At 42.1% G+C, this 23,925-nt stretch carries 24 protein-coding genes and 1 pseudogene; 10 read left to right on the top strand and 15 right to left on the bottom strand.

All coding sequences use genetic code 11. The annotated features are described in order from the left end of the window. Positions 1-145 precede the first annotated feature (145 nt). The 3 genes from CDG76_RS37280 (at position 146) to CDG76_RS13540 (ending at position 2,509) form a co-directional block, all read left to right on the top strand. Positions 146-286: a hypothetical protein gene (locus CDG76_RS37280; RefSeq protein WP_190240844.1), complete on the top strand. Its 141-nt coding sequence runs from the start codon at positions 146-148 to the stop codon at positions 284-286. Between the two features lie 61 nt (positions 287-347). Continuing rightward, entirely contained in the window at positions 348-605 is a 258-nt protein-coding gene (locus CDG76_RS13535; RefSeq protein WP_094349525.1) for a cytotoxic translational repressor of toxin-antitoxin stability system, read from the top strand. A 317-nt stretch (positions 606-922) separates the two neighbouring features. Then, positions 923-2,509, top strand: coding sequence for a glucose-6-phosphate isomerase (locus CDG76_RS13540; RefSeq protein WP_094349526.1), 1,587 nt, complete (start codon positions 923-925; stop codon positions 2,507-2,509). A 211-nt stretch (positions 2,510-2,720) separates the two neighbouring features. Here the strand turns inward: CDG76_RS13540 and CDG76_RS13545 are convergent, their stop codons facing one another. Beyond that, entirely contained in the window at positions 2,721-3,380 is a 660-nt protein-coding gene (locus tag CDG76_RS13545; RefSeq protein WP_094349527.1) for a Nif11-like leader peptide family natural product precursor, read from the bottom strand. Between the two features lie 475 nt (positions 3,381-3,855). Here CDG76_RS13545 and CDG76_RS13550 point away from each other — a divergent pair, with 475 nt between their 5' ends. Continuing rightward, a complete protein-coding gene (locus CDG76_RS13550; RefSeq protein WP_094349994.1) occupies positions 3,856-4,173 on the top strand; it encodes a hypothetical protein in 318 nt (105 codons plus the stop codon). Further along, a complete protein-coding gene (locus CDG76_RS13555) occupies positions 4,170-4,532 on the top strand; it encodes an aspartyl protease (protein ID WP_094349528.1) in 363 nt (120 codons plus the stop codon). The genes CDG76_RS13550 and CDG76_RS13555 overlap by 4 nt, the downstream gene beginning before the upstream one ends. A gap of 107 nt (positions 4,533-4,639) precedes the next feature. On the opposite strand, the gene CDG76_RS13560 is transcribed toward CDG76_RS13555, so the two are convergent. The 3 genes from CDG76_RS13560 to CDG76_RS13570 are packed head-to-tail and all read right to left on the bottom strand — an operon-like array spanning position 4,640 to position 8,623. After that, a complete protein-coding gene (locus tag CDG76_RS13560) occupies positions 4,640-6,019 on the bottom strand; it encodes a DUF1802 family protein (RefSeq protein ID WP_094349529.1) in 1,380 nt (459 codons plus the stop codon). Between the two features lie 10 nt (positions 6,020-6,029). Further along, the gene (locus CDG76_RS13565) at positions 6,030-7,934 is read right to left on the bottom strand and encodes a hypothetical protein (RefSeq protein ID WP_094349530.1); all 1,905 of its coding nucleotides are present in this window, start codon (positions 7,932-7,934) and stop codon (positions 6,030-6,032) included. Positions 7,935-7,972: 38 nt separating this feature from the next. Further along, positions 7,973-8,623: a hypothetical protein gene (locus tag CDG76_RS13570; protein WP_094349531.1), complete on the bottom strand. Its 651-nt coding sequence runs from the start codon at positions 8,621-8,623 to the stop codon at positions 7,973-7,975. A gap of 339 nt (positions 8,624-8,962) precedes the next feature. On the opposite strand from CDG76_RS13570, the gene CDG76_RS13575 reads away from it, so the two are divergent. Together CDG76_RS13575 and CDG76_RS13580 are read left to right on the top strand one after the other, a co-directional pair. Next, positions 8,963-9,457, top strand: coding sequence for a hypothetical protein (locus CDG76_RS13575; RefSeq protein ID WP_094349532.1), 495 nt, complete (start codon positions 8,963-8,965; stop codon positions 9,455-9,457). Positions 9,458-9,550: 93 nt separating this feature from the next. Then, a complete protein-coding gene (locus CDG76_RS13580; protein WP_094349533.1) occupies positions 9,551-9,880 on the top strand; it encodes a translation initiation factor in 330 nt (109 codons plus the stop codon). Positions 9,881-9,993: 113 nt separating this feature from the next. Here the strand turns inward: CDG76_RS13580 and CDG76_RS13585 are convergent. From CDG76_RS13585 to CDG76_RS13610, 6 genes and pseudogenes are all read right to left on the bottom strand, one after another. Beyond that, positions 9,994-10,215, bottom strand: a pseudogene (locus CDG76_RS13585) (malate dehydrogenase); the annotation flags it as partial. A gap of 168 nt (positions 10,216-10,383) precedes the next feature. Continuing rightward, on the bottom strand, positions 10,384-11,958 hold the full coding sequence (locus CDG76_RS13590; RefSeq protein WP_094349534.1) for a group II intron reverse transcriptase/maturase: 1,575 nt from the start codon (positions 11,956-11,958) through the stop codon (positions 10,384-10,386). 542 nt (positions 11,959-12,500) lie between these two features. After that, positions 12,501-12,728, bottom strand: coding sequence for an NAD(P)H-quinone oxidoreductase subunit O (locus CDG76_RS13595; protein WP_094349535.1), 228 nt, complete (start codon positions 12,726-12,728; stop codon positions 12,501-12,503). 86 nt (positions 12,729-12,814) lie between these two features. After that, entirely contained in the window at positions 12,815-13,675 is an 861-nt protein-coding gene (locus tag CDG76_RS13600) for a DNA-formamidopyrimidine glycosylase (RefSeq protein ID WP_094349536.1), read from the bottom strand. A 251-nt stretch (positions 13,676-13,926) separates the two neighbouring features. Further along, positions 13,927-14,142, bottom strand: a complete 216-nt coding sequence (locus tag CDG76_RS13605; RefSeq protein WP_094349537.1) for a photosystem I reaction center subunit IV — start codon at positions 14,140-14,142, stop codon at positions 13,927-13,929. A gap of 371 nt (positions 14,143-14,513) precedes the next feature. After that, the gene (locus tag CDG76_RS13610) at positions 14,514-15,098 is read right to left on the bottom strand and encodes a PAP/fibrillin family protein (protein WP_094349538.1); all 585 of its coding nucleotides are present in this window, start codon (positions 15,096-15,098) and stop codon (positions 14,514-14,516) included. Between the two features lie 244 nt (positions 15,099-15,342). Between CDG76_RS13610 and CDG76_RS13615 the strand changes: the two genes are divergently transcribed. Further along, positions 15,343-15,585: a DUF3134 domain-containing protein gene (locus tag CDG76_RS13615; RefSeq protein WP_094349539.1), complete on the top strand. Its 243-nt coding sequence runs from the start codon at positions 15,343-15,345 to the stop codon at positions 15,583-15,585. A 79-nt stretch (positions 15,586-15,664) separates the two neighbouring features. After that, positions 15,665-16,756: a phospho-N-acetylmuramoyl-pentapeptide-transferase gene (gene mraY, locus CDG76_RS13620; RefSeq protein ID WP_094349540.1), complete on the top strand. Its 1,092-nt coding sequence runs from the start codon at positions 15,665-15,667 to the stop codon at positions 16,754-16,756. Between the two features lie 332 nt (positions 16,757-17,088). On the opposite strand, the gene CDG76_RS13625 is transcribed toward mraY, so the two are convergent. The 5 genes from CDG76_RS13625 to CDG76_RS13650 all read right to left on the bottom strand — a co-directional run bounded on the left by CDG76_RS13625 (position 17,089) and on the right by CDG76_RS13650 (position 22,134). Then, positions 17,089-18,840 carry a diguanylate cyclase gene (locus CDG76_RS13625; RefSeq protein WP_094349541.1) on the bottom strand — a complete coding sequence of 584 codons (1,752 nt, stop codon included), beginning with the start codon at positions 18,838-18,840 and terminating at the stop codon, positions 17,089-17,091. 137 nt (positions 18,841-18,977) lie between these two features. Then, positions 18,978-19,490, bottom strand: a complete 513-nt coding sequence (locus tag CDG76_RS13630; RefSeq protein ID WP_094349542.1) for a MogA/MoaB family molybdenum cofactor biosynthesis protein — start codon at positions 19,488-19,490, stop codon at positions 18,978-18,980. An 88-nt stretch (positions 19,491-19,578) separates the two neighbouring features. Further along, a complete protein-coding gene (gene psb28 / locus CDG76_RS13635) occupies positions 19,579-19,920 on the bottom strand; it encodes a photosystem II reaction center protein Psb28 (RefSeq protein ID WP_094349543.1) in 342 nt (113 codons plus the stop codon). 404 nt (positions 19,921-20,324) lie between these two features. After that, entirely contained in the window at positions 20,325-20,777 is a 453-nt protein-coding gene (gene dtd, locus CDG76_RS13645; protein WP_094349545.1) for a D-aminoacyl-tRNA deacylase, read from the bottom strand. A 238-nt stretch (positions 20,778-21,015) separates the two neighbouring features. Further along, the gene (locus CDG76_RS13650) at positions 21,016-22,134 is read right to left on the bottom strand and encodes a CobW family GTP-binding protein (protein WP_094349546.1); all 1,119 of its coding nucleotides are present in this window, start codon (positions 22,132-22,134) and stop codon (positions 21,016-21,018) included. 245 nt (positions 22,135-22,379) lie between these two features. Between CDG76_RS13650 and cysS the strand changes: the two genes are divergently transcribed. Beyond that, entirely contained in the window at positions 22,380-23,825 is a 1,446-nt protein-coding gene (gene cysS / locus CDG76_RS13655) for a cysteine--tRNA ligase (RefSeq protein ID WP_094349547.1), read from the top strand. Positions 23,826-23,925 lie beyond the last annotated feature (100 nt).

Raw genomic sequence — 23,925 nt, forward strand, 5'->3', positions numbered from 1 at the left:
TGTGACGCAAAATCTTGTAAATTGCCTCAACTTGGTCTGATGCGCCTGCCTTCTCGGCGAGTTCGTCAAGAGAAAGGGGAGTTTTTTCTTTTTGTAGTACTGCAACTACTCGTGTTTGTAAATCGAGCAGTTAGGCGATGACGATTTGCAAGATATTTGGAACGTTCTGGAAGGTTTATATTATGACTTTTATATGCTCAAAGCGATACAAAAAGTCAAGCGATCGCAGCAACCGTGGGATATCTTAACCCATGAAGAAGCGGTAAGACTGTTGATGTTTTTCTGATTCAGCAGCGCTTTTGAGCTAGTACCAGTGGCCCCTCAAGTTTTGGTGAAGGTAACGCCCAGTGAGTCTGGAAATGCGCTATGCCAGGTCTTTTTTGCTAGACCTGAAGAATTTAGAACCTGCCGCCTACGAGCGGGTGCATGATTTTGTTTTTATTGAGTTAGCCCAAAAGTGGCAACTGACTGATTTAAAAGAACTGCGACAGCTTGATAGTGAAGGCATTTTTCACCGCTTCACCCTAGATAATTATCTGATTGGTATAGAAATCAGGGGTGAAATTGTGAAATTTCTGCGTGTCATCCCTATACCAGATGTTTAAAGTGAGGAGTCAATCAATTTTGGATTTTGGAATTGCGGATTTTGGATTTATTTCACCCACGTTCGCTTTCTTGGCACGTTCGCGGTAGCGTCTGGTAAAGAAGTGCGGGGCATCAACCGAAATAATTTTTAATCTAAAATCTAAAATCGTTCGACTGAGCGTAGCCGTTCGCGTAGCGTTCCGCAGGAAAGTCTAAAATCTAAAATTGGCACGGTTAAGGGAACACTGAAAACTGTAAACTGTATAAGGCTAGGCAGGGATCGCTATAACCTTACATTAAACTGGTTTTTGAAAAACACTTTATTTGAGATTTCCCTATGGATGCTAGGGCACTTTGGCAACGATACCAAAACTGGTTATATTTCCACGAGGGATTGGGGCTGTACTTAGACGTGAGTCGGATACGGTTCGATGATGCCTTTGTGGAATCGTTGCAGCCGAAGTTTGACAAGGCGTTTGCGGATATGGCTGAACTAGAAAAGGGTGCGATCGCAAATCCCGACGAGAACCGCATGGTTGGACACTACTGGCTGCGAAATCCTGATTTAGCGCCAGCTCCAGAACTTACACAAGAAATAGTCCAAACCCTAGAACTAATCGAAGCCTTTGCGGAAAAAGTCCAAACAGGTGCTATTCATCCTCCCAGAGCAAGCCGCTTCACGGATATTATCTCCATCGGCATTGGTGGTTCCGCTCTCGGCCCCCAATTCGTCGCGGAAGCTCTCGCTCCTGATTTCCCACCCCTGAAACTTCACTTTATCGATAACAACGATCCCGCAGGTATCGATCGCGTTCTCAATCATCTCCGAAATAACCTCGCCAGCACTTTGGTTTTGGTGATCTCCAAATCTGGGGGAACGCCGGAACCTCGCAACGGCATGATTGAAGTTAAAAAAGCCTACGCTGGACACAATTTGGAGTTTGCCCAATATGCGGTAGCAATTACCAGCGTTGATAGCAACCTCGATAAGCTGGCCAAAGATGAAGGCTGGCTGGCGAGATTTCCGATGTATGACTGGGTAGGCGGACGCACCTCAGAAATGTCTGCTGTGGGGCTAGTACCAGCCGCATTACAAGGCATTGATGTTCGCGCCATCCTAGATGGTGCAAAAGAAATGGATGACGCTACTCGCATCCCAGATGTGAAAAATAACCCAGCAGCCTTGCTTGCTTTGTCTTGGTACTTTGCAGGTAACGGCAAGGGCGAAAAAGATATGGTTGTTCTACCTTACAAGGACAGCTTATTTTTATTCAGTCGCTATTTGCAACAGCTGGTGATGGAATCCTTGGGTAAAGAAAAAGACTTAGACGGCAACGTTGTCCATCAAGGTATCGCCGTTTACGGCAACAAAGGCTCAACAGATCAACACGCTTATGTCCAGCAGTTACGCGAGGGTGTAGCGAATTTCTTTGCTACCTTCATCGAAGTGTTGGAAGATCGTCAAGGCCCATCCACTGAAATAGATCCAGGAGTTACATCAGGCGATTATCTTTCCGGTTTTCTCCAAGGAACCCGACAAGCGCTTTATGAAAATCATCGCGATTCAATTACAGTCACGATTCCCCAAGTTAATCCCCGAATTGTAGGGGCATTAATTGCTTTGTACGAACGTGCTGTTGGTTTATATGCTAGTTTGGTCAACGTCAACGCCTACCATCAACCAGGAGTAGAAGCTGGCAAAAAAGCTGCCGCCTCCATTCTCGATTTACAAACACGAGTAGTTGCAGTACTACAAAAAGAAAAAACTCCCCTTTCTCTTGACGAACTCGCCGAGAAGGCAGGCGCATCAGACCAAGTTGAGGCAATTTACAAGATTTTGCGTCACATTCATGCCAATCAGCGGGGTGTAGTTTTACAAGGCGATCTTCAGAAACCCGGTAGTTTGACGGTTTCTGCTAGCTGATAGCTCTAATCTAAATCTCAGATTTTGTCCAGAATTGTTGTCTCAACAACAATTTTTTATTGTGAAGCATCCTAGATAGAAGATATATCTTCTATTTAGGATGCTTCACTGTATAATTCGTAATTCGTAATTCGTAATTAAGTTTTATTACTCAATACCGTTTCGTCTAAGTATTGCTTTCTTCTCTTCCTTTCCCTAATTACAAATTATTTTAATTATGAATTGCCATCAGGCGTTGATTAAAGTAACTCTTAGGTAAGAAACAGCGATCGGGTAAAAAAGGATTGTTAAGATTTTGACATAAGAAAGTACTGGGTTTATCCCGATGACAAAATGGTGGCACAATTCCCCAGTGTTCTGCTAGCCAAATCCAGTATCCTGTTTCAATTCTGCCGTAGCTTGATACCGTGAGAATCTCTCCAACGCTGTTGTTAATAGATACTAAATCTGACGATGATTTGATTTCAATTAACAACCAAGCTAACTCATCTACAGAAAAGTAATAGCCATTTTCGGCAGCGATGTCGATGAACCGCTGTGGCTCTTTAGCTATTAGTAATTCTTCTTTGAGAGATGGCGTTTTTTGGGCAAAATCAAAAAGATCCCAAATCTGTCTTCTCGTAACTAGAAACCAGGCAAGTTCTTCTGCGGTCAGATTGTAACCGTTTTCTCTTGCTAACTTGAGAAACGGCTCAAGGCTATCGGTTTCTGCTAGTTGACTTTTTAACTGGAAAGTTTGCTCTACTAATGACAAGAAATCAGTAATCTTTTGCCATGTCACTTTGTCAAAGTTTTTATTAACTTTTATTTTTTCTTTCCAATAAATGTATTTATCTTCTTTAAGAAAGAAATTCCAAATTTGATAATACATGGGTCATCTTGCCTAAATTTCAACTTGTTAGAGGTTTGTGATTAATGAACACCAGTGTAGTAAGTATAATGTGTTTCTTCGACAGTACTAAACTTTTGTATCATGTAAATGAAGTTACACAGTGGCTAAGTATAAAGTTTCTGTAAAGTTTATCACCATGAATAATATATACTGAGAAAAAGATGAAAGATTGCGATAGTTGCAGTGGGCTACGATTACGCTCATTATTGATTCTCATAAAATAAAATTAAGTCAATAGATAGTATTAATTATTGATGAATGAATCAACTACACAAAACCTGCACTTCAGTTATTTTTAAACGAACCGCCAAGACGCAGAGAACGCAGAGAGAAGAAAAGAGATATATTTTACTATCTTTAGTTAATAAGTAAATTGCGGAGAAAGTAAAAGCGATCGCCTTTATTTTTCTGTAAAATAAAGTTAAGGCAGCATTAACAAATGGGGTTAATTACTATGACTGAATCAACTGCAAAACGACCTGCACGTCGAGGCAGAATATTTCCAGAACGCATTTTACCACCAGAAGAACTTGCTAGACGCAAAGCTGAAGATGAGGCATTTCATAAGCTTTGTCGGGCAATATTTGAGCGTGTAAGTCCAGAATATATCGAAAAAAACTATGGCTGGTATATTGCAGTAGAGCCAGATAGTGGAGATTATTTCATTGATGAAGATATAGAAATAGCTAGCCAGAAGGCACGCATTAAGCACCCAAATGCTGTACATTGTATGTTTTGTTTAAATGAGACTGGAGCCACTGGCACAATATGATACAGGGGTCTTTTGGCAGCAATGGGCAGCTATTTTTTGAAATTGATTTGATTACATCTGATGGATTAAATTTACCTGTGGATACTATGTTAGATACTGGCTTTACAGGTTTTTTAGCTATTAATAAACAAGATTTAGATGGTTTGGACTGGCAATTTATTCGTGGTCAAGAACTACGAACAGCACAGGGTGAAAAAATTTTTGATTTGTATTTAGGTAAGGTGCAGTTGAATACACAGGAGTATGAGATTCCAGTTTTTGCAGGTGACGAAATTATAGAAGTTTTGTTAGGTTCAGAGTGGCTAAAAATTCTGCCGTTGGTGGTGAATTATCAGGCTGGTATATTAACTTTGGGATAAGTGCGATGCTCACGGCTGGCTACGCCTACGCACTTCAGTTATTTTGAAACGAACCGCAAAGTACGCCAAAAGCGCGAAGGGAAGGAAAAAGATATATTTTGCTACATTTAGTTAATAGGTAAATCGCGGAGAAAGTAAAAGCGATCGCTCTTCCAATCACTACCCTTAATTCGCCCCAAATATCCTGTTAATGGTGAAGAAAGTTCAATCAGAATTTCGTGCATTTCTGGTGTTTTTATCGGCTGTGGCGGATTTGAGCCAAAATACGCACCATGTAGAGATTCAACACCAGCAGATTCTATACCTGAGTTTTCTAAATAGTTTTTGACAAGCTGGATAATGTGCGATCGCAATTTAATCTCTCTCTCCGCTTTATCAATATATTCACCGATTTTATAGTCAACTTGCCCAGGTTCTAGATATTGCTGTAATTCGACTAAATTAATAGCACCTGGATATTTTGCTTTGAATTCAACTAGCTTTTGTAGAGTCATTACATTTATAATACTGATTTTCGATATTTCAGCAGATTCTTTCAGATTTTTAGTGGGTTTACCTGGGCCAATAATTAACCTTACAGCTTGAAGATAATTTTCTTTTAGATGCCTTTTGCCAATCCTATCTAATTCTTCTACTGCACGATCAGGAATGCTTTTACCTGCTTTACATTCGCAAACAAGAGGATAAGGTTGTGAGCAAAATAAGTCTAAGCCACCTGCACCGCCTTTGTAGTTTTCTTCAACCTTGAATCCTAAAAAATCGAGGCTACGGCGTGCGATGATTTCAAAATCTGTACCAGCTTGATAGTTATTTTTACCCTCGTCTAGCTCTATGCTGCGATCGCCCAGTTTTACAATATTATTTATCCAAGCTAAATTTGGAGCGGGTTGCTTAATTAGCTTGTCACTACTCCAACCTAAGAATACTTTGATATCGTCGTCTAATTGTTTCGCTGCTGGTTGGCTAATGGTTAAGGATGCGATCGCACTCTGCAATTCTTCCAATTCAGGATGTAGCGAGGGTTCTAGCTTTTCTAATTGGCGTTTGCGTTGGGTAAAGGTGCGATCGGTCATTACTGGGTTGACTTCAGAAACCGTTAGAGAATTAGGTAAACTAACAAATTTTCCTAGCTTTTCCTGAATCTTGGGATTGACTGATATTTCTTGTAACTGAGGTAACTGATAGACACGCAAGTAAGCCAGGAAAAGATACTGTTGTTTTTGTAGTATCTCCTTTAATACTTTTGGTGTCCATATTGTTAATTTAGACAAAATTTCTAATGGTTTAGTCTCGTCTAAGATTTGGCAAAGTTCACATTTAGCCCAAGCTTTAATTGAAGCTGAAGAATCAGCAGGATAAAGTGCAAATCTCTGCCCAGGACGAATAAACATTTTCGGTAAAGCTACAATTGTTCGCCCCTGTATTAAGGCTTCAATATCAGGGACGGGTAGACACAGAGCCGTTGGAATTGAAAACTGCTGATTCATTTATAGTTAGCTATAGATTGAGGTCGATATTATCAGCATTAGCGACACTTTGAGGAATACTAATAGGTAATCCATCATCAGTTAAATTAGTAGGTTCTTGCCCAGAAGGATCGCTAAGTATTTCTCGAATCAAAGGATTGTTGATTGCTAGTTGCTTCTGCTCAATAAAATCAAATACCTCTTCTTCTGTAAGTTCGTAACTATCTTTGTTATACCAAACAAAATAGATAGCTAATAAAGGTTTAATATCTTGGCTTTGCAAGCTTACCCACTCTCCACCCTTTTCTTTCAACAGTATTCTTAAACGTTCTCTAGCTAATCCTGCACCTGAATTAATCTTTTTTGAACGAACCAAACAACCGCGAGTTAGATCAAACCTTCTGTAGTCAATTAATCGATTCAATGCTGCACCAATAAACTTGCCGTCTTGCTGAACTACAGTTACTCCAATTCTCACTTTTCTATTTTTGTCAACAATTCTGAAATCTATATAGCCATCATCTGCTGCACTAGCTGTTATTTCTTCAATGTCTTCAATTGTTACTCCCCCTACAGTTTCACCAATTAAACTATTGAAAGCCAGCCAAAGAGCATTAGCAATTGTTGCTTCTTCTTCTATTAATGAATCAATAGAAGCTTCAACATTTGCTAGTTCACTATTGAAATACGGTTTAACTGGATGTAGTGGTTGTGGAGGCAGTATTACAGGTGGTGGCAGAGGAGGCAATATTTTGCCATCTGGAGGTAAAAGAGGTACAAAATTCTCTGCACACCATTTCAAAACTGACCTAACAGTAGGTCTACTCTTACCAAGTTCTCTGAGTTTAGTTTCATCAAATGGGTAGAGACGATGAGGCGGGGTTTGTTGATGTTCCTCATAAAAATCTTGTAACCATTGACTAACTAGAGCAACAATATCATCAGAATTTAGATATTTTAATGCAATTGGTTGCCTATCAGCTTGTTCACTTGCTAATCTATCAACAACTGCTTCAGCTTCTGGTAAAGCCTTGATTTGATCTTCCCAGGTACGAGGATACATTGCTAACAGTAAAACACCTTGTTTAAGACTGTTATATAAATCCTTAACTAAGTTTGCGATAACTTGTGCTGCTAAAAATCCATTATCAGCAGCATCTGCAATATCTAATTCGTCAAAACAAATCACTGGAACTCGATAATAGCTAGTGATATCTAGAATTTGACGAACATTGCTTAATGCTTCAGCTTCTCTATCCTCGCTTTTAGGATTTGGCAACCCCATTGCTTCAGCTTGTGATTGTGCTAATTCCAAACCAGATAGCCAATAGCTTGCATAATTAATATGGACTGGAGAAAGTGTCCATAAAATTGCTTTCACTATGTAAGGGTTGGTTATTTCAGGTTTGACTTTCAGAACACTTTCTGTCAAATGAACTATCGCCTTAGTTGAGTGTTGGCTCAACCAACCTGGATACATATTAATATATTGTTGTGGTGTATATTCCCACTGTTTGGCTTCGTTAATTAAAGCTGCTGCAATTTCCTGCCATTGCATTACTTTTTGACTACCAAAAGCTCTGAGACTAGATGCGACACTTTGCAGAAAGAGAGACTTAATTTGATTCAAGTTATCATACTTACTCATATAGATAAATAAGCTACCATCCCCTGTCTGTAATTGATGGCGAATCCGACTAATAATATGGCTTTTACCTAACCCTTTTTCTGCTGTAATTGTGATACCTACAGTTTCACGTTTTCCTTTACGGACTTTATCAACAGCATCAAAAACTGCATTAGAAGCATGAGCATTAATTGAGGGAACATCAGGAAAACTTTTACCCCATATTTGTTGCGGTCTGACCACAATATGTCCTGCAAAAGGGTTTTGATTTTGAATCAGATCATCAATGGTAGATGTGGTGACAGTCATAGTGTTGTGAAGTTAATGTGTGAAGAGTCAAATAAGGTTTAAGATTTCAGGCGTGTAGCGTAGCAGCGCAATCCATCTAATTCTGTAGCTACCGAATCTTCAATTTTGTCGGGTGCGCTGTCTTCTACACTGCCGCCTTGCAGTTGCAAAATGTCTTCGGCTTGCGTTTCCAGCAGCCAATCATTAAACTCTGTACGACTCACGCGATCGCCAATTCCTCTTCTAATGCGATAAATTGGCACAAGATTATTAAAGTTGTACTCATAGTTCAACTTGTCGTAGACTTCCAACGCCACAGATTTAAACTCGTCGTAAGATGCGATCGCCCTACTTTTTCCATTAACTGGTACATCTGCACCAGTTACCGCCACATCAATCTGATTAATCCACTTCACCAACGCATTGGCCGCCCAAGTTCCGACAATCGTCCCTTCAAACTTAAACTCGCCACTTCTCAAACCCTCACCCAATACCTCTACACCCTTGCCAGATGTCAGAGAATATCCCTTTTTGGAAATTGCGATCGCACCCTGCTTCTGTAATTCCTCGAATATGCCCTGATAATCTGCTACCTTCTGGCTTTTGGCTACAATTCGCTTAGTGAGTTGACCCTTCTTAACTTCCTGCTGCGTTCCTCCCAAATCCCACAAAGCCAAAAGAAGACGAGTGCTAGTGTTTTTTGATGTCATATTGAGTGTACTTTTTGACAAAAAGCATCATAGTAACTGTATCTTTCTAAGTTATTTATGCAGAAAAAATAACCGAGAAATTGCTGAAGATTTCGGCGTTTCAGCTAAATAGACTCATAAAAAATCAACAATATATTTCCTTGGGATGAATACGATTTCTCTCAAAGGCGGGATGTAATACTTGAGAAAATCCATGAATATGAAAGAGAAACGCTGTAGCTGTGCAGTTGTAAATTGAGTGGTAATATGTTTTTTCAATTCCCAGCGAAATAACAGGAATTCCCACTTTGTTTTTGCAACAGCAAGGCTTTTAGCAAATACAGGTGAGAACGAAATCCAATGAACACAATATATAAAGAACGTAAAATAGTTTCGCGTCTATTTGCAGTGCTGCTTTCGGCATTGTTAATGGTGCCCTTGCTGAGTAGCTGCGGAGGCGGTTCTCAAAAGGCTAATGTGCCACCACCAGTAGATGACACCATTGGTAGAACAGTAAGCGATCGCAAGACTGCAAGCCAACCTGAAGCTAAGAAAGGATTGGGTACAGGGCAAAAAGTGGCACTTTTGGCGGGTGCTGCTGGACTTTATTATCTCTACAACCAGCATAAAAATGCTTCACAAGAAGGAGCGCAAGGTAAGTACTATCTTTCCAAGAACGGGCGTGTATACTACCGCGATGCTGAACATCGCGCTCACTGGGTAACGGCACCAGCAGAAGGAATTCGAGTACCGGAATCTGAAGCACAAAAATATCGGCAATTCCAAGGCTATAACCGGAGTGCCACAGGTCGCGATCTCACTGGTATAACTTCAGAGGCAGCTCCGGCTCTCTAGATCAGGGAAGCGTGTGTAAATATAAAGCGGGTTTCCCGGAGGATAACGCCATCGCGCACGTCGGAAACACGAACTTAAATCAGGAGACAGATTATGGTAGATGAATTTTTCCGAAAGGCGAAGGATTTACTTTTGGGGTCGGACAGCGATCAAGCTGAAGATGCTGAATTCCGCGATCGCGATGTACGTCCAGCCAGCGAAGATCCCTACGGCGATCCCGCAGATCCGGCATCTTACGGCGATGTCCGCCCAGCCAGTGAAGACCCTTACGGCGATCCCGCAGATATCTCATCTTACGGTAATGTTCGCCCAGCTAGCGAAGACCCTTACGGCGACCCCGCCGACACAGGGGAGTTTGGTGATGTCCGTCCAGCCAGCGAAGACCCCTACGGCGACCCCGCAGATCAGGATTCTCGCCGTTAACGCAAAACCAATCTGGTGATATTGGTTTTTATAGGGTGATGAATTTTGGAATAACAAATAAGGCAGTGGGATTTGAACCTACTGCTTTTTATTTTGGCTACTATTTATAAGAATTACGAATTACAAATTATTTCCTGTGATCGCTCAATATTTTGACGCACAGATTGAGCCGAAGTATGCAAACACTCTCTTTCTTCATCAGTAAGCGTTAATTCCAAAATACTCTCAATTCCACCCCATCCCAACCGACAGGGAACACCAATTACAACATCTTCTAAACCGTATTCACCTTGCAGATACGCCGCCACAGGCAATAACCGCGACTGATTTAAGATGCGATTTTTCTCAGCAAGAATTCAGGAGTCAGAATAAATGCTGAATTCTGAATTCTGACTCCTGAATTCTTTTTACTTATTTGGTTGAGTCGATGGCGGGTATTATCCCGCGCACCTCTCAGTTAAATCTGGGCGTGCGACTTTCGCCGCACCCAGCTTCCGATGTTCTTAGCTTGCGCTTTTGCTCATGTGTTTGTAATCGTGGCAACTCTCATGAATTGCTTCAAGATTATTTTTCTTCCAGTTGGCGTGATTTCCGTCGATGTGATGCAGGTGAACCCGTTCCTCATCGAAAAATTTTAAGCCGCAGGAAACACATTTATGGTTTTGCTTTTTGAGAGCTTTAGAGGTTTCCCCGTCGTAGAGCTTACTTTTGCGTTCGCTCCAGTAGGCTATATCTCCGTCGTAAGGTGATTTAGTTCCTTTGACAGAAACGTGTTTGTTTTCGGAGTAGGAAACTGTTGGGAATGCTTTGTCTAGTAATTTCTTGCTAGAGTAGCGGGTTTGCTTGGTTTCCTTGTTAAATACCTTGTAAGCTCTTGTTTTGATGTGGTATAGCGAGTTTTTCGACCCGTCCATCTTGCAGAACTTATGGTAATTTCTCCAACCTCTGACTACCGGGGCTAATTTCTCAGCCTTTGTGGTAGCACCATAATTCGAGTTGTTGACGATGTGTTTTACTTTCTTACGAAAAGCTTTGAAGTTATCCACTGAGGGAGTGCTTCTGAACTTTCCGTTTTTCTGCACTTTGAAGTGCCAGCCGAGGAAATCAAACCCATCTGTCGTGGCGGTAACTTTGGTTTTCTTTTGGCTTACATTCATTCCGCGTTTGCGGAGGAACTCGCTGATTCTTTCAAGTATCTCTGTCGCATCATCTTTGGGTCGGAGTATAATAACCATGTCATCCGCATATCGGATTGATGGCTCGGTGATATCACTGGCTGAGGTTTTGTCAGTGATTTTGTATCCTTGGTTCACATGGTATCTGTGTATACTTTCAATCCCGTTGAGCGCGATGTTAGCTAGTAGGGGACTGACCACTCCCCCTTGGGGCGTTCCTTGTTCGGGGAATTCTGGATTAACCCCCGCCTTGAGGCATCGGAAGATACCGAGTTTTAAGCCTTTGGGGGCAATGAGTTCGTCCATTATTGCTGAGTGATTAATCCTGTCGAAGCACTTTTCGATATCGAGTTCGATTACTCGCTTATTTATTCCGTTGGCTTTGGAATTGAGGTTATTAAAGATGTACCTTTGTGCATCATGGGCGGCACGCCCAGTTCTGAACCCATAACTCCGAGCGTGGAAAGTGGCTTCGTGTGCTGGCTCCAGTGCATATTTTGCTAGGCATTGCCAAGCTCTATCCGCGATGGTTGGTATTTTAAGCATTCTGGTTGTTCCGTCCTTTTTGGGGATGGGGATTTCCCGTAAGCCTTGATGTTTCCAATTCCCGTTCTTGACTTTGAGTAATTCTTCTAAATTGAAGCGTTCCTCAAATGAGAGGGATTTCTTACCATCGATACCAGCCGTCTTTTTACCAGCATTTAGCTGAGATACTTGTCTTATTGCAAGAAATCGAGCCGAGGTGGATTTTAGAATAAGCTTTTGGAGTGACCTAGCTTTCCGCTTGTCTCCAACTTGAACAGCTTTAAATACGCGCTTTTGGAGGCGGAAAAGATTTCGGCGGAATTTCTTCCACGGTAGGGCTTTCCAAGATTCACTAGTTTTATAACTGTGTCTAATCATCTTCTCTTCTAGAGTTTGTATTTTCTGAACACCTCAGACCAATTACGGTCTGTCCTACCCTAACTGTGGGGATTCCTCCGCTCGTCTGGTCTACCTGAGATTCGACTGTCTCAAGACCCACAGTTAGTTTTTATTCGTTCCCTCGGAGAGATTGATTGTTCCGTTAGATGTAGCCAATTCGACTACTGGATTCCCTGGACTCTTTGCCGTTACTGAGCTTCTGTTCGGCGGGAATGAACTCCAGTGAGGTCAGGGGGTTTTGAGTTGCGCCCTGTCTCTCGCTAAGTCGCTTTTATAGGCTCGGTTTCATCATGGGAACTCCCTATTAGTGCCAGTGTCAACCCGCAACGGTTGTCTGATTGCACCCTGTTCCCAGCTTCACTCTACAAGAACCGAGCTTGTTCGGTGTGGGCAGATAAGGAGTCAAATCTGAGTCTGATTGGTAGGGCTTTCACCTACATCTGACCGAGAGTTCAGCCTTTGATGACAGTAATCTGCTGTCGGGCTGGATTGGTTATTTACGGATTGGGTACCGTGATTCACTAATCAACGAATCGCACAAACTCTTCAAGTTGATCCACACGTAACCAAACATTTGGTGTTGGAACTTTCCCAAACTTAATCAGGGCGTAATCACCTTTGATATCGACAATTTCGCCCTTGGTTTCAAACAAATAAGAAGGAAAGCGAGTATCACTGGCTTTAGCCTCCAGACTGTTTTCTAGTTTCTCGCGCACAGCGCGAACCATATCTCCTTTTTTGACTGCCATGAGTTCCTCTCTCAAATTTGTAACGTCTTTCACCTGCATTTTAAAAGAGTTTCGAGTTAGAACTCCTAACTCTTGTAAAGACGCGATTAATCGCGTCTCCTAACTCCCCGTAACGTTTGACACTGGGAGCAAAAATGACTAGATCGCCCAGCTAACCTGATCCGTTGAATTGATGTACCACAAACTCGACAGGGTTCTCCAGCGCGGTTATAAACCCAGGCTACACCACCATAATTGCCATTAGTACCTTTAACATTTAAGAAATTACTAAATGTCGTACCACCAGCCTCAATACTGGTTTCTAACACTTGAATGATGGCGGTTCGCAAAAGTTCAATTTGCTTTAGCTGCAAATCTATACACAAGGTTTCAGGTAAAATTCCACTCTTAAACAGGGCTTCATCAGCATAGATGTTACCTAATCCCGCCACCACCGATTGATCCAGTAGCGCAGTTTTAATCGGACGGCGGCGGTTTTTAAGTTTGCTTGCTAGATATTCAACAGTAAATTCGGGTGAAAATGGATCTGCTGCCAGTTTTGCTAAACCAGTCATAATACTTTCTACAGCAACACCAGGCGGAACCCACCATATTTTCCCGAAGGTTCGCTGATCGACAAAACGTAATTCCTGCCGATCCCCAAAGAATAATCTAACCCGCGTGTGCTTGTGTAATGGTTCATCTCTATCCAGCCATAATAGTTGACCGGTCATTCGCAGATGAACTCCTAGCCAGCCGGAAGACAAGGAGAGTTCGGCGAGGAGATATTTACCGCGACGATGCCAAGCAGCGATGGCATTTTTTTCAATTCCATTAACAAACTCACCAACAGAAAACGGGTAGGCGATGGTGCGATCGAGCAACACATCTCCACCCGTGATTTCTTGATTGAGGGTCAATTGATTTAGACCCCTTCGGACTGTTTCAACTTCAGGCAGTTCGGGCATTCAAGCTGAGTTAAGCAGGCAATTGTGATTTATTTGAGGGATCGAGCTAGAAGAGATGGGGTAGTAACTTACATAGCCCTAGATGGCTCGTATTACTACCCAAAAGAAACCGTAAATACCCGCAGGGCGGCTCTCTTAGATTAGGGTAGGCTAGGACAAAGAATGAATGAACTGAAATTTTCAGACTTCATACTTCAGACTTAACACTACCCTTCATCATCGCATCAAACAACCCCCTTGTAGCTTTGCTGCTATTTTTTCGGTGCTTTAGCCTTTGGTGCTTCAACCTCGACTAATTCATCCTGGGCAAAGTTGTTGGTATTGATACCAGAGTAATTGACCTTTTCAAAGCGGACAATTACAGGGTATTTGATGCCGCTTTGGTCGATGGAAGCCACAGTTCCTAGATCCTGAAACCAGTAGGATTCAGGGCGGAGAATACGTACTTTAGAACCACGTTGAACCATGATTATTTTCCCTTTTAGTTATCAATCGCCAATCTAGAGGGCTAATTGATTTCACTCTACAACCTCAAGGTCGCAGCAAGAGTCTTTGTTAAGTTATTTGTCTGAATTGAGGGGCTGGGCGATCTAGTCATTTTTGCTCCCAGTGTCAAACGTTACGGGGAGTTAGGAGACGCGATTAATCGCGTCTTTACAAGAGNGGGATTGGGGATTGGGGATTGAATATTAGTTATTCTTTCTTCCTTATCTCTCCTCATCTCCCTCATCTTCCCAGTCACATAGCACATCCAAAATTGCAAAAGTGTATTATATCCTACTTGACAAGGTAGACGTTATAGCGTACCTTCATTCGCAAAGAGCTATTTTGTAAAAGCTTATGTTTTAGTTAAGACAAACACACTTCCCTCATTACCTCTGCTGATCCGTAGGTCGTTATCTATATAAGTGATATCTAACCAGCCTTGCTGTTTGTCACTCTTGATGACAAAATCAATTCCGGGAAATTTTCTACCTTCTTCAATTTGTTGGATAAAAGTTACCGGAGAATTGTATTCTATTAAACGTTGTAAGCCGATAATAGAACGCTCAAATTTTACTTGGACACGCCGACCTGAAACAGGCTCAAATTTAGCAGCAACGCTGACTAATCCTTCTAAAAAAGGTAAGCCATAAATCTCAGCTATGTTGTAAACACTGGTAGTATCTACCCGGATATACTGATAGATTTGACCCAGTTTACATAAAGGTAGACGATCTAAGTTTAAAAGAGCCTTGCTAGTGGTGTATAGTAATCGCCAATTGCCATCTAGCAAATTACTAGCTTCCACCGGACGGGGTGTAGGATTAAAGTCTTCTAAATTCGCGATCGCTGCTAAGATAGTCTGTTTCTGTTCTTCGGTCGCCAGTAGACCGCGATTTGTACCAGCGATCGCATCCATAAGAGCCGCTTTTCCCATCATCGCCTGTCACCTCAAAAATCACTCACTTTCCATCAGCATAAACAAGATATTAATGACATATATGTAGAGCCATAAAAATTACTAAGAATCGCTTGACTTAAGCCTTATGCTTATTAAATAAAAAAATTTCTATCTGAATGCGGATTTATCAACTAAAGGGTTGAAAAGATAACTAAATTAATCCGTCTCAAGTGATAGACTCTAAATGTCAACTTACGTAAACCTTTTCTTGACCTGATTCGATATGTTGAACTCTCCATTACGTGAAGCAGCTCGTAACCAAAGAGCCGATGTCATCCCCCTAAAGCCAGAGTCCTCTTTGTTGGACTGGTTACAAAACAACGGTCGCATTATCGCCCGTGACGTTCACGAACCGGATTTTCAAGCTGACGAAGAAGGAATAGACTCCCTAATGGGTGTAGATGATGGAATTGGCTACGACCTCGATGATGATGACGATGATGATATAGGAATCGCTGAGAATTAGCCTTTTCAGGCTAGGGACTTGGTAGTATCCCTAGTTACTAGTATTCAATTTTATAAGTGTGGAGTGAAGGGAAACTTCTGTGGACGCTAAATTATCTCCTGAGCAAGGATTAAACATTTCTGGAATCGCTCTAGCCTCTTTATTAGCCGTAGGGTTAGGTACAACAGCATTTTTCTTGGATTCGATGGCCAATCGGCTACCGTGGCAAAGTATGTCGCTAACTCTGCCACTACTGTTGTGTGCGTTGGGTTCAGGTGTGGTGGGCTATTGGGTAATACCTTTACTTCAAGCACTTAAAACTGGACAAATAATTCGTGAAGATGGACCACAAGCTCATCTCAAAAAGGCAGGCACTCCCACAATGGGCGGTATATTTTTTATACCTGTATCTGTGCTGATTGCCTGTATATTGTCTAACTTTTCTAAAGAGGTGCTTGCAGTTTCGGCTTTGACAATCAGCTATGGATTGATTGGCTGGCTCGACGATTGGCAAATTCTGCGCCGGAAATCAAATAAAGGTATATCTCCCCGCACAAAACTAGCTTTGCAGGTGAGTTTTGCGGCTGTGTTTTGTCTATGGCTGATGTTTAATCAACCTTCTAATATTACAAATATTGCTTTGCCTTGGGTGAGCTTCACACTACCATTAGGATTCCTATTTTGGCCTTTAGCAGGTTTTGTGCTAGTTGCAGAAAGTAATGCGACTAATTTAACAGATGGTATTGATGGCTTGGCAGCAGGAACAGTAGCGATCGCACTTTTGGCATTAGGTGCTTTAGTCGCCCCAACAGCACCAGGATTGATGGTTTTTTGTGCTGCTTTAAGTGGCGGGTGTTTAGGTTTCTTAGCCCATAATCGCAACCCAGCCCGTGTTTTCATGGGAGATACCGGGTCTTTAGCACTGGGAGGAGCTTTAGCTGCTGTAGCGCTATTGACAAACACCTTAGTAGCTCTGTTCATTCTCAGTGGTATCTTCTTCGTAGAAACCCTTTCGGTGATGGCACAGGTAAGTTATTACAAAGCCACGAAAGGCCCAGATGGCAAAGGCAAACGCCTCTTCAAAATGGCACCTTTACACCATCATTTAGAACTTACTGGCTGGTCAGAATTGCAAGTTGTTGGAGTGTTTTATATAATCGCAGCGATTTTGGCTACTATCTGTTTAGCGTAGGCGCAGCCCGCCGCAGGCATCGCTCCATTCTAAATGTTTTAAAAACTGCTTGAATAAAAAAACAACTCCCACATCTTCAGGGAGTTGTTTTTTTATAGGGTAAATTTATAAAGTCATGGAGTCATATCATGTCCGTAGAATTAGTTATGATTTCCACAGTCATTGCACCCCACCCCCAGCCCCTCCCGAAGAGCGGGGAGGGGAGACAAAGCATAGCTTTGGCGGGGTGGGGTTCTTCAGGTTTAATAAGTAATCTAGCGGACATGATATCAATCTAAAATCTAAAATCTAAAATCGTTTGACCGCTTGCGGTGTTCTGAATTCTTTATTCTTCAATTATAGGTATTTATATATTCCCTAACTCGATTCTTCCCTGTTCGCTTTGCCTCAAGCATCGCTTGATTTGCTCGATTCAGAAAATCCTTAACCGTAATCCCTGGTTCTGATACAGCTATTCCAAAAGAAGCGGTGATGCTTTGGAGAATCTGATCGCCGTCCTTCAATTGCATTTGTTCAATATCTAGCCTTAATTGTTCTACTCGCTTTCTGAGCGTTTCTAGTGTCATATTAGGCATCACAATCACAAATTCTTCACCACCCCATCTGCAAGCAATGTCAAAGGAACGAATAGATTTTAACAGTAACTTTGCTAATGCTTGGAGAACAATGTTGGCAGTCACATGGCCATAGCGAGAGTTGTAAGACTTGAAGTTATCGATATCAAGAAAAATAATACTAAGAGGTTGTCCCGATCGTTCAGCTTCTGCTAGCCTTTGTTCCGTTATGCTTTGCATATAGCTTTGATTGAATAGTTGGGTCATCCCATCCCGCAGGCTATCATGAGTTAGACGTTGTTTTATCGATAAATTATTCAGTGCAATGCCTAATGTTCTAGCAATAATCTCAGAAGTTTGTTGAACTTCTGGACTGATTTGTTCAGGTGCATAGATGTGTAAAATCCCAACTAATTCGCCTTGTCCAAACAATGGAACGCACAAATGTGCGCCGCTAACTGGCTCTATTAAGTGACTGCAAATTAATCCTGTATTCCGAGGCGATAAAAGGTTTAATTTTCCTCTCCGCAATGCCCAACACTCAGATAGTGAAAATATTTCTTTACTGCTTCTTTCATCTCCCCAAATACTATTAATCTGAACATAATTCTTGGAATTAGCAATTATACAGACACAACCACTCATATTAGGAAACAGCTTGGAACAAGTTAAAGCGACTACTTGATACACTTCATCTTCAGACTCGCAGGAATAAAGCATATCCGTCATATCTGAGAGATATATAAGTTCTCGTTTTTTTGCCTCTAATTCTAGTGTTTTTTCTTCTAGCTGCCGATTTAGGTCAGTGAGCGATCGCTGTGCTTCTATAGATTCTGTAATATCGATACTGATCCCACCGATACGGTAAGCGCCCGTTGCGTAATCGCTAAACGGAAACTTAAACGATAGCCAGTAGCACGGCTGATTATTACCAGGTATCTTTACCTGTTCAATCAGCTTCAAAGGGCGTAGAGTCTTCAAAACAACTCGATCGTTTTCCATTACCCGCCGCGCCTCTTCTGGATCTGGCAAGAATTCACTATCCGTTTTCCCCAGCCATTCTTGTGGATCTACCGAAAATCTAGACTGTAGCTCCTGGTTGTAGTAAAGCACTCTAGATTGCTCATCTTTGATATAGGCTGCAAAGGGGCCATGATCTAAAAATAGCTGTTGCATTTGCTGGCTGCGTTGAAGTTCGCGGGTATCTTCTTGAGATTTGGCGATCGCTTTTACAATTTGATAAGAGGTTGGCGTCAGGTAGAGTAAGGCAGATAAGGAAATAAACGCCATTACATCAAGTACAGCTAAATGCAGCAGAGACACTGCCATATATGGCTCAAATATCGCCAAAAAGTGATGAAATCCGCAAAATAGTACGAATCCACCCGATAAGAAAAAGGCTAGCCAAAACTTAGAAGGGATAGTTGCCTTAGTTTTGGTAAAGAAAACCCCTATTACTATGGGGATACCAAAGTATGAAAATGCAGTGATGCTGTGAGCAATTGTGCAATTCCAGTAAATAGGCTCCATTACTGACCTGATATTAAAATTTCATCCGCTTCACTATAATTCTGGGTAGTCTTAAGATGTAAGGATAGAAAGGATGATTTCAGTGCCTCATGCCTTAGTTTTACAAAAGTTATCATGGTAACTTTCTGAACGGCTGCTCATGTCACCCCCTTACCAACCTGACTTACCAAGTGAGTGAGTTCGGGTAAAATCAGTTTTTCCATCGCCAGTCTTACAGCATTACTGGAACCAGGAAGCGAGAAAATTAATTTATTTTGATAAACACCAGCAACAGCGCGAGAAGCGATCGCCCGCGAACCAATTTCTTGATAACTTAAAAAACGAAATAACTCACCAAATCCCGGCAAAGTTTTCTCCAGTAACTTCTCAATGGCATCGTAAGTGGTATCTCTTGGTGCAATACCTGTACCACCATTGAAAATTACAGCATCCAAATTTGCGCTTTTACCCAGATTTTCTATCTGCCCTTGAATTTGTGTTGGTTCATCTTTGATAATCGTGTAGGCTCCGACAGTATGGTTAGCACCAAGGAGTAACTGCTGAATTAGCTGGCCACTTTTGTCTGTTTCTAAAGTGCGTGTATCACTGACAGTAACCACAGCACAAGTTACTATAACTCTAGGCGAGTCTGGGTGGGGTTGTGGCATTATATGTCACTCATGAACTTTTAATAATGGATAATTGGGCATGGTAAATGGCGCATTCATTAGAACATGACAATTACCGATGCCCTATGCCCTATGCCTCGTTTTTGCTCAATCCCAGATCGTTTTCTTCAGCATACCGCTCCATGAAGCGCATAAAACGATCCCATTCTTGGACAGATTTCATGACGTAAAGTGCTTCTAATTCTTCCGGTTTCCCGTTAACAAATTTAGCCTTAACTTCACGGGTAATTATTTCGCCTTCTTCGTCAATCAAGTACATTCCGGTAATATCTTCGGTAGTACCTTGATCTAAAATTTTCGGATTCGTAAAAATAAAGGTCGCTGTACCACTGTCTCCAGTACGCGATCGCGTCAAGCGCACATCTGGAGTTACTTCTTCGTCAAGACCTCTAGAAAACTGGATTTTCGCCATGATGAATGAATTTAAACTTTTGTGATGGTTAATTTAATATTCTCTCATCAATTAGAACACCACGGTCTAGACCCGGATTTCTCACGCATAGTGTAGGCAGAGGGGGAAGAGGAGTGTGGGGAGTGTGGGGAGTGTGGGGAGTGTGGGGGGTAAGACTTCTTCCCCATCCTCCCACACCTCCCACACCTCCCACACCCCTTGGATNGTTACCGCCACATCAATCTGATTAATCCACTTCACCAACGCATTGGCCGCCCAAGTTCCGACAATCGTCCCTTCAAACTTAAACTCGCCACTTCTCAAACCCTCACCCAATACCTCCCACACCTCCCACACCCCTTGGATTTCTCACAAGTGAGAAATCCAGGTAGAGGCTGCTGTTATTCAGCTTTTAGTGTATATACTTAAATCGCTTCTTTTTCAAGTAACAAAGTTACGGGACCGTCGTTTTCAATGGTAACTTGCATCATTGCACCAAATTTACCTGTTTCTACCTGTAAACCGCTAGCTTTTAACTTAGTAACAAAGCGATTATACAAATCTTCTGCTGATTGGGGAGCGGCTGAACGGTCAAAAGAAGGACGGCGACCTTTGCGACAGTCACCATAAAGGGTAAACTGACTAACTACTAACAAATCGCCGCCAATTTCTTGTATAGATTTTTGCCAACGGTCGTCTCCCTCTTCGTCAGTAAACAACCGCAATCCTAAGCACTTACGCACCATCCAGTCAATTTCAGCATCAGTGTCGGCATTAGCAATACCTACCAGTAAATTTAGCCCCCGCCCAATTTTGCCGACAATTTCACCATTAACTGTAACTTGAGATGATTTGACTCGCTGGATAACAACGCGCATTTTAATCAGAACATTTATCAACGTTTTGATTTTAGAGCAATATATAAAAACTAAAAACAACGAGTGTCTACCACCTGATAAAATTTCTACGACGGGCTACGCCTACGCTATTCTCTCATTTTCATTGCTAAAAATTGATGGCGGAGCCATTAGGAATGCATTCCCAGGTGGAACCTGGGAACGAGTATTAAACTTTTAACTCTTGTACAGACGCGATTAATCGCGTCTCTCCTAACTTTTATTTGCCAAAGCCTTTACCGCGAGAGGTTGAAGGTAGACAAATGCATTTTTCAAGTTGACTAATTAAAGCCTCACGATCCAAATTTTGACCAATCAGCACTAGTTGGTTTTTCAATTGACCTTTCCATTCATCATCATCCAAGGTAAAGCGTTTACCACAAAGGTGGAAAATATGACGCTTCGGACTTTCATCAAACCACATAATCCCCTTCGCTCGGAAGATATTTGAGGGTAGCTGGTTATCTAAGAAATACTGAAACTTCCTAATAGAAAAAGGCTTGTCACTTTGGAAAGAGATGGAAGTAAAACCATCATTTTCTAAATGGTCAGAATGATGGTGATGATCGTGGTGATCGTGGTCATGGTCGTGATGATCGTGACCACATGTTGAGTGGTCATGCTCGTCATGATGATCGTGATGTTCATGATCATGATGGTCGTGTTCATCCACCACTGTGTCAAAATATTTATCTGACTCAAACAGACCAACACTCAGAATTAAAGGAAGTGGTACTTGCGATCGCGTAGCACGGATAATTCTTGCTCCTTCCTTGACTTCGTTAATTTTTCTTTCTAACTCGTTCAAAGTGGCTTCATCAACCAAATCTGCCTTGTTCAGCACAATTACATCGCCATAAGCAATTTGGCTATATGCTGCCTCAGAGTTAAATAAATCTAGGCTGTAATTGGCCGCGTCTACCACGGTAATAATCGAATCCAAGCGGGTTAAATCCCGCAATTCTGTGCCCAGAAATGTTAAAGCTACTGGTAGTGGATCTGCTAATCCAGTTGTTTCCACTACTAGATAATCTAGATTTTCTTGGCGTTCTAAAACTTTGTAAACTGCATCTACCAAATCATTATTAATAGTGCAGCAGATACAACCATTATTTAACTCCACCATGTTCTCACCAGTGGAAACAATTAGCTCGTTATCGATGCCAATTTCGCCAAATTCATTCACGAGAACAGCGGTTTTTAAACCCTGTTGGTTGTTGAGGATATGATTGAGTAAAGTCGTCTTGCCACTACCGAGGAAACCCGTAATAATTGTTACTGGCATTCCTTGTTTGGGCGTATCCATTGCCGAAGATTCGGGTGTAACTGCTGATTGCATAGCGCTGTTATCAAATAGTCAAAAAATAGTAATGTAGCGCAGATAGTCCAGAAAACACTAGCGCCGCAAAGCGGAAGTCAAAGTCAAAAGTCAAAAGTCAAAAACCCTTGATTTATAGGCTTTAGAGATTTTGTCCAATAGTATGTTGATTTCCGCCGTGACGTACTAGCATAGGGATGCTGGACTGTCATCCCAGCTGCTTTACCCTATTATTACGTATCTCTCTATTTCAGCATTACTCTGTTATGACCCTAACCCTTTACAATACCCTCACCCGTCGTCAAGAACCGTTTGAAACAGTCGAAGCAGGAAAGGTTAAGATGTATTACTGCGGCGTGACGGTATACGACTACTGCCATTTGGGTCATGCTAGAGCTTGCATCGTTTGGGATGTAGTACGCCGATACCTCCAGTTTATCGGTTATCAAGTGCGATATATCCAAAATTTTACCGATATTGATGACAAGATTCTGAATCGAGCCTGTGTTGAACATTCATCAATGGAAGCTGTAGCCGATCGCTTTATCAAAGCATATTTTGAGGATATGGCGCGATTGGGAATCAAAGAAGCTGATGAGTATCCCCGCGCTACCCATACGATGAATGGCATTCAGCGGTTAATTTATGAGTTGGAAAATAAAGGTTTTGCTTACCCCTCTGACGGTGATGTGTATTATGCAGTACGGCAGTTTGCTGAGTATGGCAAGCTTTCGGGACGCAAGTTAGAAGATATGCAAGCCGGGAAAAGCGAGCGCGTCAACATCGAAGATCCAGAATATCAGAAAAAGAAAGACCCCTTCGATTTTGCTTTGTGGAAGGCAGCAAAACCGGGAGAACCCGCTTGGGAATCACCTTGGGGCGCAGGTCGTCCGGGATGGCATATAGAATGCTCGGCAATGGTGCGCGATCGCTTGGGTGATACGATCGATATTCATGCTGGGGGTGCTGACTTAATTTTTCCCCATCACGAAAATGAAATTGCCCAATCTGAGGCTGTGACAGGAAAACCCTTAGCACGTTACTGGTTGCATAACGGCATGGTAAAGGTAGATGGTGAAAAAATGTCCAAATCTTTGGGCAACTTTACCACTATTCGAGAATTGCTAGATCGAGGAGTTGACCCGATGGCAGTACGGTTGTTCGTGCTGACGGCCCAATATCGCACACCGATAGATTTTACCGACGAAGCGATCGCCGCAGCAACTAACGGCTGGCACACCATTAAAGAAGGTTTACTCTTCGGCTACCAATACGGCAAAAAACTAGGCTGGGGAGTGGGAACTGCTTCACTAATCGCTGAAACTGTTGAACGCTTTCAAGAAACCGTAAATAACGACTTTAATTTTCCTGGTGGGTTAACAGTGCTGTTTGAATTAGCCAAAGAACTGCGCCGCGAGGGAAATATTATTGTGCATGAAGGCAAAACCGAAACTTCCCCTGATGAGTTACAGCGTCAATGGCAAACTCTCGTCACATTAGCTGGAGTCTTGGGTTTAGAAGCCGAGATAGAAGCCGAAACTCAAACAAGTAATGGTTTAAGCGATGCGGAAATTGAGGCGAAAATTCAGCAAAGGCAAGAAGCACGTAAAGGCAAGAATTTTGCCGAAAGCGATCGCATTCGTGACGAACTTCAAGCACAAGGTATTACGCTAATTGATAGTCGTGATGGCACACGCTGGCACCGGAATTAGAGGACAGTGGGGGAGTAGGAGGGAAATTCCTCTCCTTTGTACCATTCCCCATACTTCTCTACGAGAGGCTGCGCCAACGACTTCGCTCAGGACAAGCTCA

Source organism: Nostoc sp. 'Peltigera membranacea cyanobiont' 210A (assembly GCF_002246015.1).
In the GTDB taxonomy this organism is placed as follows: Bacteria; Cyanobacteriota; Cyanobacteriia; order Cyanobacteriales; family Nostocaceae; genus Nostoc.

Coding starts and splice junctions, on each gene's coding strand:
- CDG76_RS13610 (WP_094349538.1), bottom strand. CDS start 15,098: ATGATGGGAAAAGCGGCTCTTATGGATGCGATCGCTGGTACAAATCGC.
- CDG76_RS13575 (WP_094349532.1), top strand. CDS start 8,963: ATGAACACAATATATAAAGAACGTAAAATAGTTTCGCGTCTATTTGCA.
- psb28 (WP_094349543.1), bottom strand. CDS start 19,920: ATGGCGAAAATCCAGTTTTCTAGAGGTCTTGACGAAGAAGTAACTCCA.
- CDG76_RS13540 (WP_094349526.1), top strand. CDS start 923: ATGGATGCTAGGGCACTTTGGCAACGATACCAAAACTGGTTATATTTC.
- CDG76_RS13570 (WP_094349531.1), bottom strand. CDS start 8,623: ATGACATCAAAAAACACTAGCACTCGTCTTCTTTTGGCTTTGTGGGAT.
- CDG76_RS13650 (WP_094349546.1), bottom strand. CDS start 22,134: ATGCAATCAGCAGTTACACCCGAATCTTCGGCAATGGATACGCCCAAA.
- CDG76_RS13615 (WP_094349539.1), top strand. CDS start 15,343: ATGTTGAACTCTCCATTACGTGAAGCAGCTCGTAACCAAAGAGCCGAT.
- CDG76_RS13605 (WP_094349537.1), bottom strand. CDS start 14,142: ATGGTTCAACGTGGTTCTAAAGTACGTATTCTCCGCCCTGAATCCTAC.
- CDG76_RS13555 (WP_094349528.1), top strand. CDS start 4,170: ATGATACAGGGGTCTTTTGGCAGCAATGGGCAGCTATTTTTTGAAATT.
- dtd (WP_094349545.1), bottom strand. CDS start 20,777: ATGCGCGTTGTTATCCAGCGAGTCAAATCATCTCAAGTTACAGTTAAT.
- CDG76_RS13560 (WP_094349529.1), bottom strand. CDS start 6,019: ATGAATCAGCAGTTTTCAATTCCAACGGCTCTGTGTCTACCCGTCCCT.
- CDG76_RS13590 (WP_094349534.1), bottom strand. CDS start 11,958: ATGATTAGACACAGTTATAAAACTAGTGAATCTTGGAAAGCCCTACCG.
- CDG76_RS13545 (WP_094349527.1), bottom strand. CDS start 3,380: ATGTATTATCAAATTTGGAATTTCTTTCTTAAAGAAGATAAATACATT.
- CDG76_RS13580 (WP_094349533.1), top strand. CDS start 9,551: ATGGTAGATGAATTTTTCCGAAAGGCGAAGGATTTACTTTTGGGGTCG.
- CDG76_RS13565 (WP_094349530.1), bottom strand. CDS start 7,934: ATGACTGTCACCACATCTACCATTGATGATCTGATTCAAAATCAAAAC.
- cysS (WP_094349547.1), top strand. CDS start 22,380: ATGACCCTAACCCTTTACAATACCCTCACCCGTCGTCAAGAACCGTTT.
- CDG76_RS13600 (WP_094349536.1), bottom strand. CDS start 13,675: ATGCCCGAACTGCCTGAAGTTGAAACAGTCCGAAGGGGTCTAAATCAA.
- CDG76_RS13625 (WP_094349541.1), bottom strand. CDS start 18,840: ATGGAGCCTATTTACTGGAATTGCACAATTGCTCACAGCATCACTGCA.
- CDG76_RS13550 (WP_094349994.1), top strand. CDS start 3,856: ATGACTGAATCAACTGCAAAACGACCTGCACGTCGAGGCAGAATATTT.
- CDG76_RS13595 (WP_094349535.1), bottom strand. CDS start 12,728: ATGGCAGTCAAAAAAGGAGATATGGTTCGCGCTGTGCGCGAGAAACTA.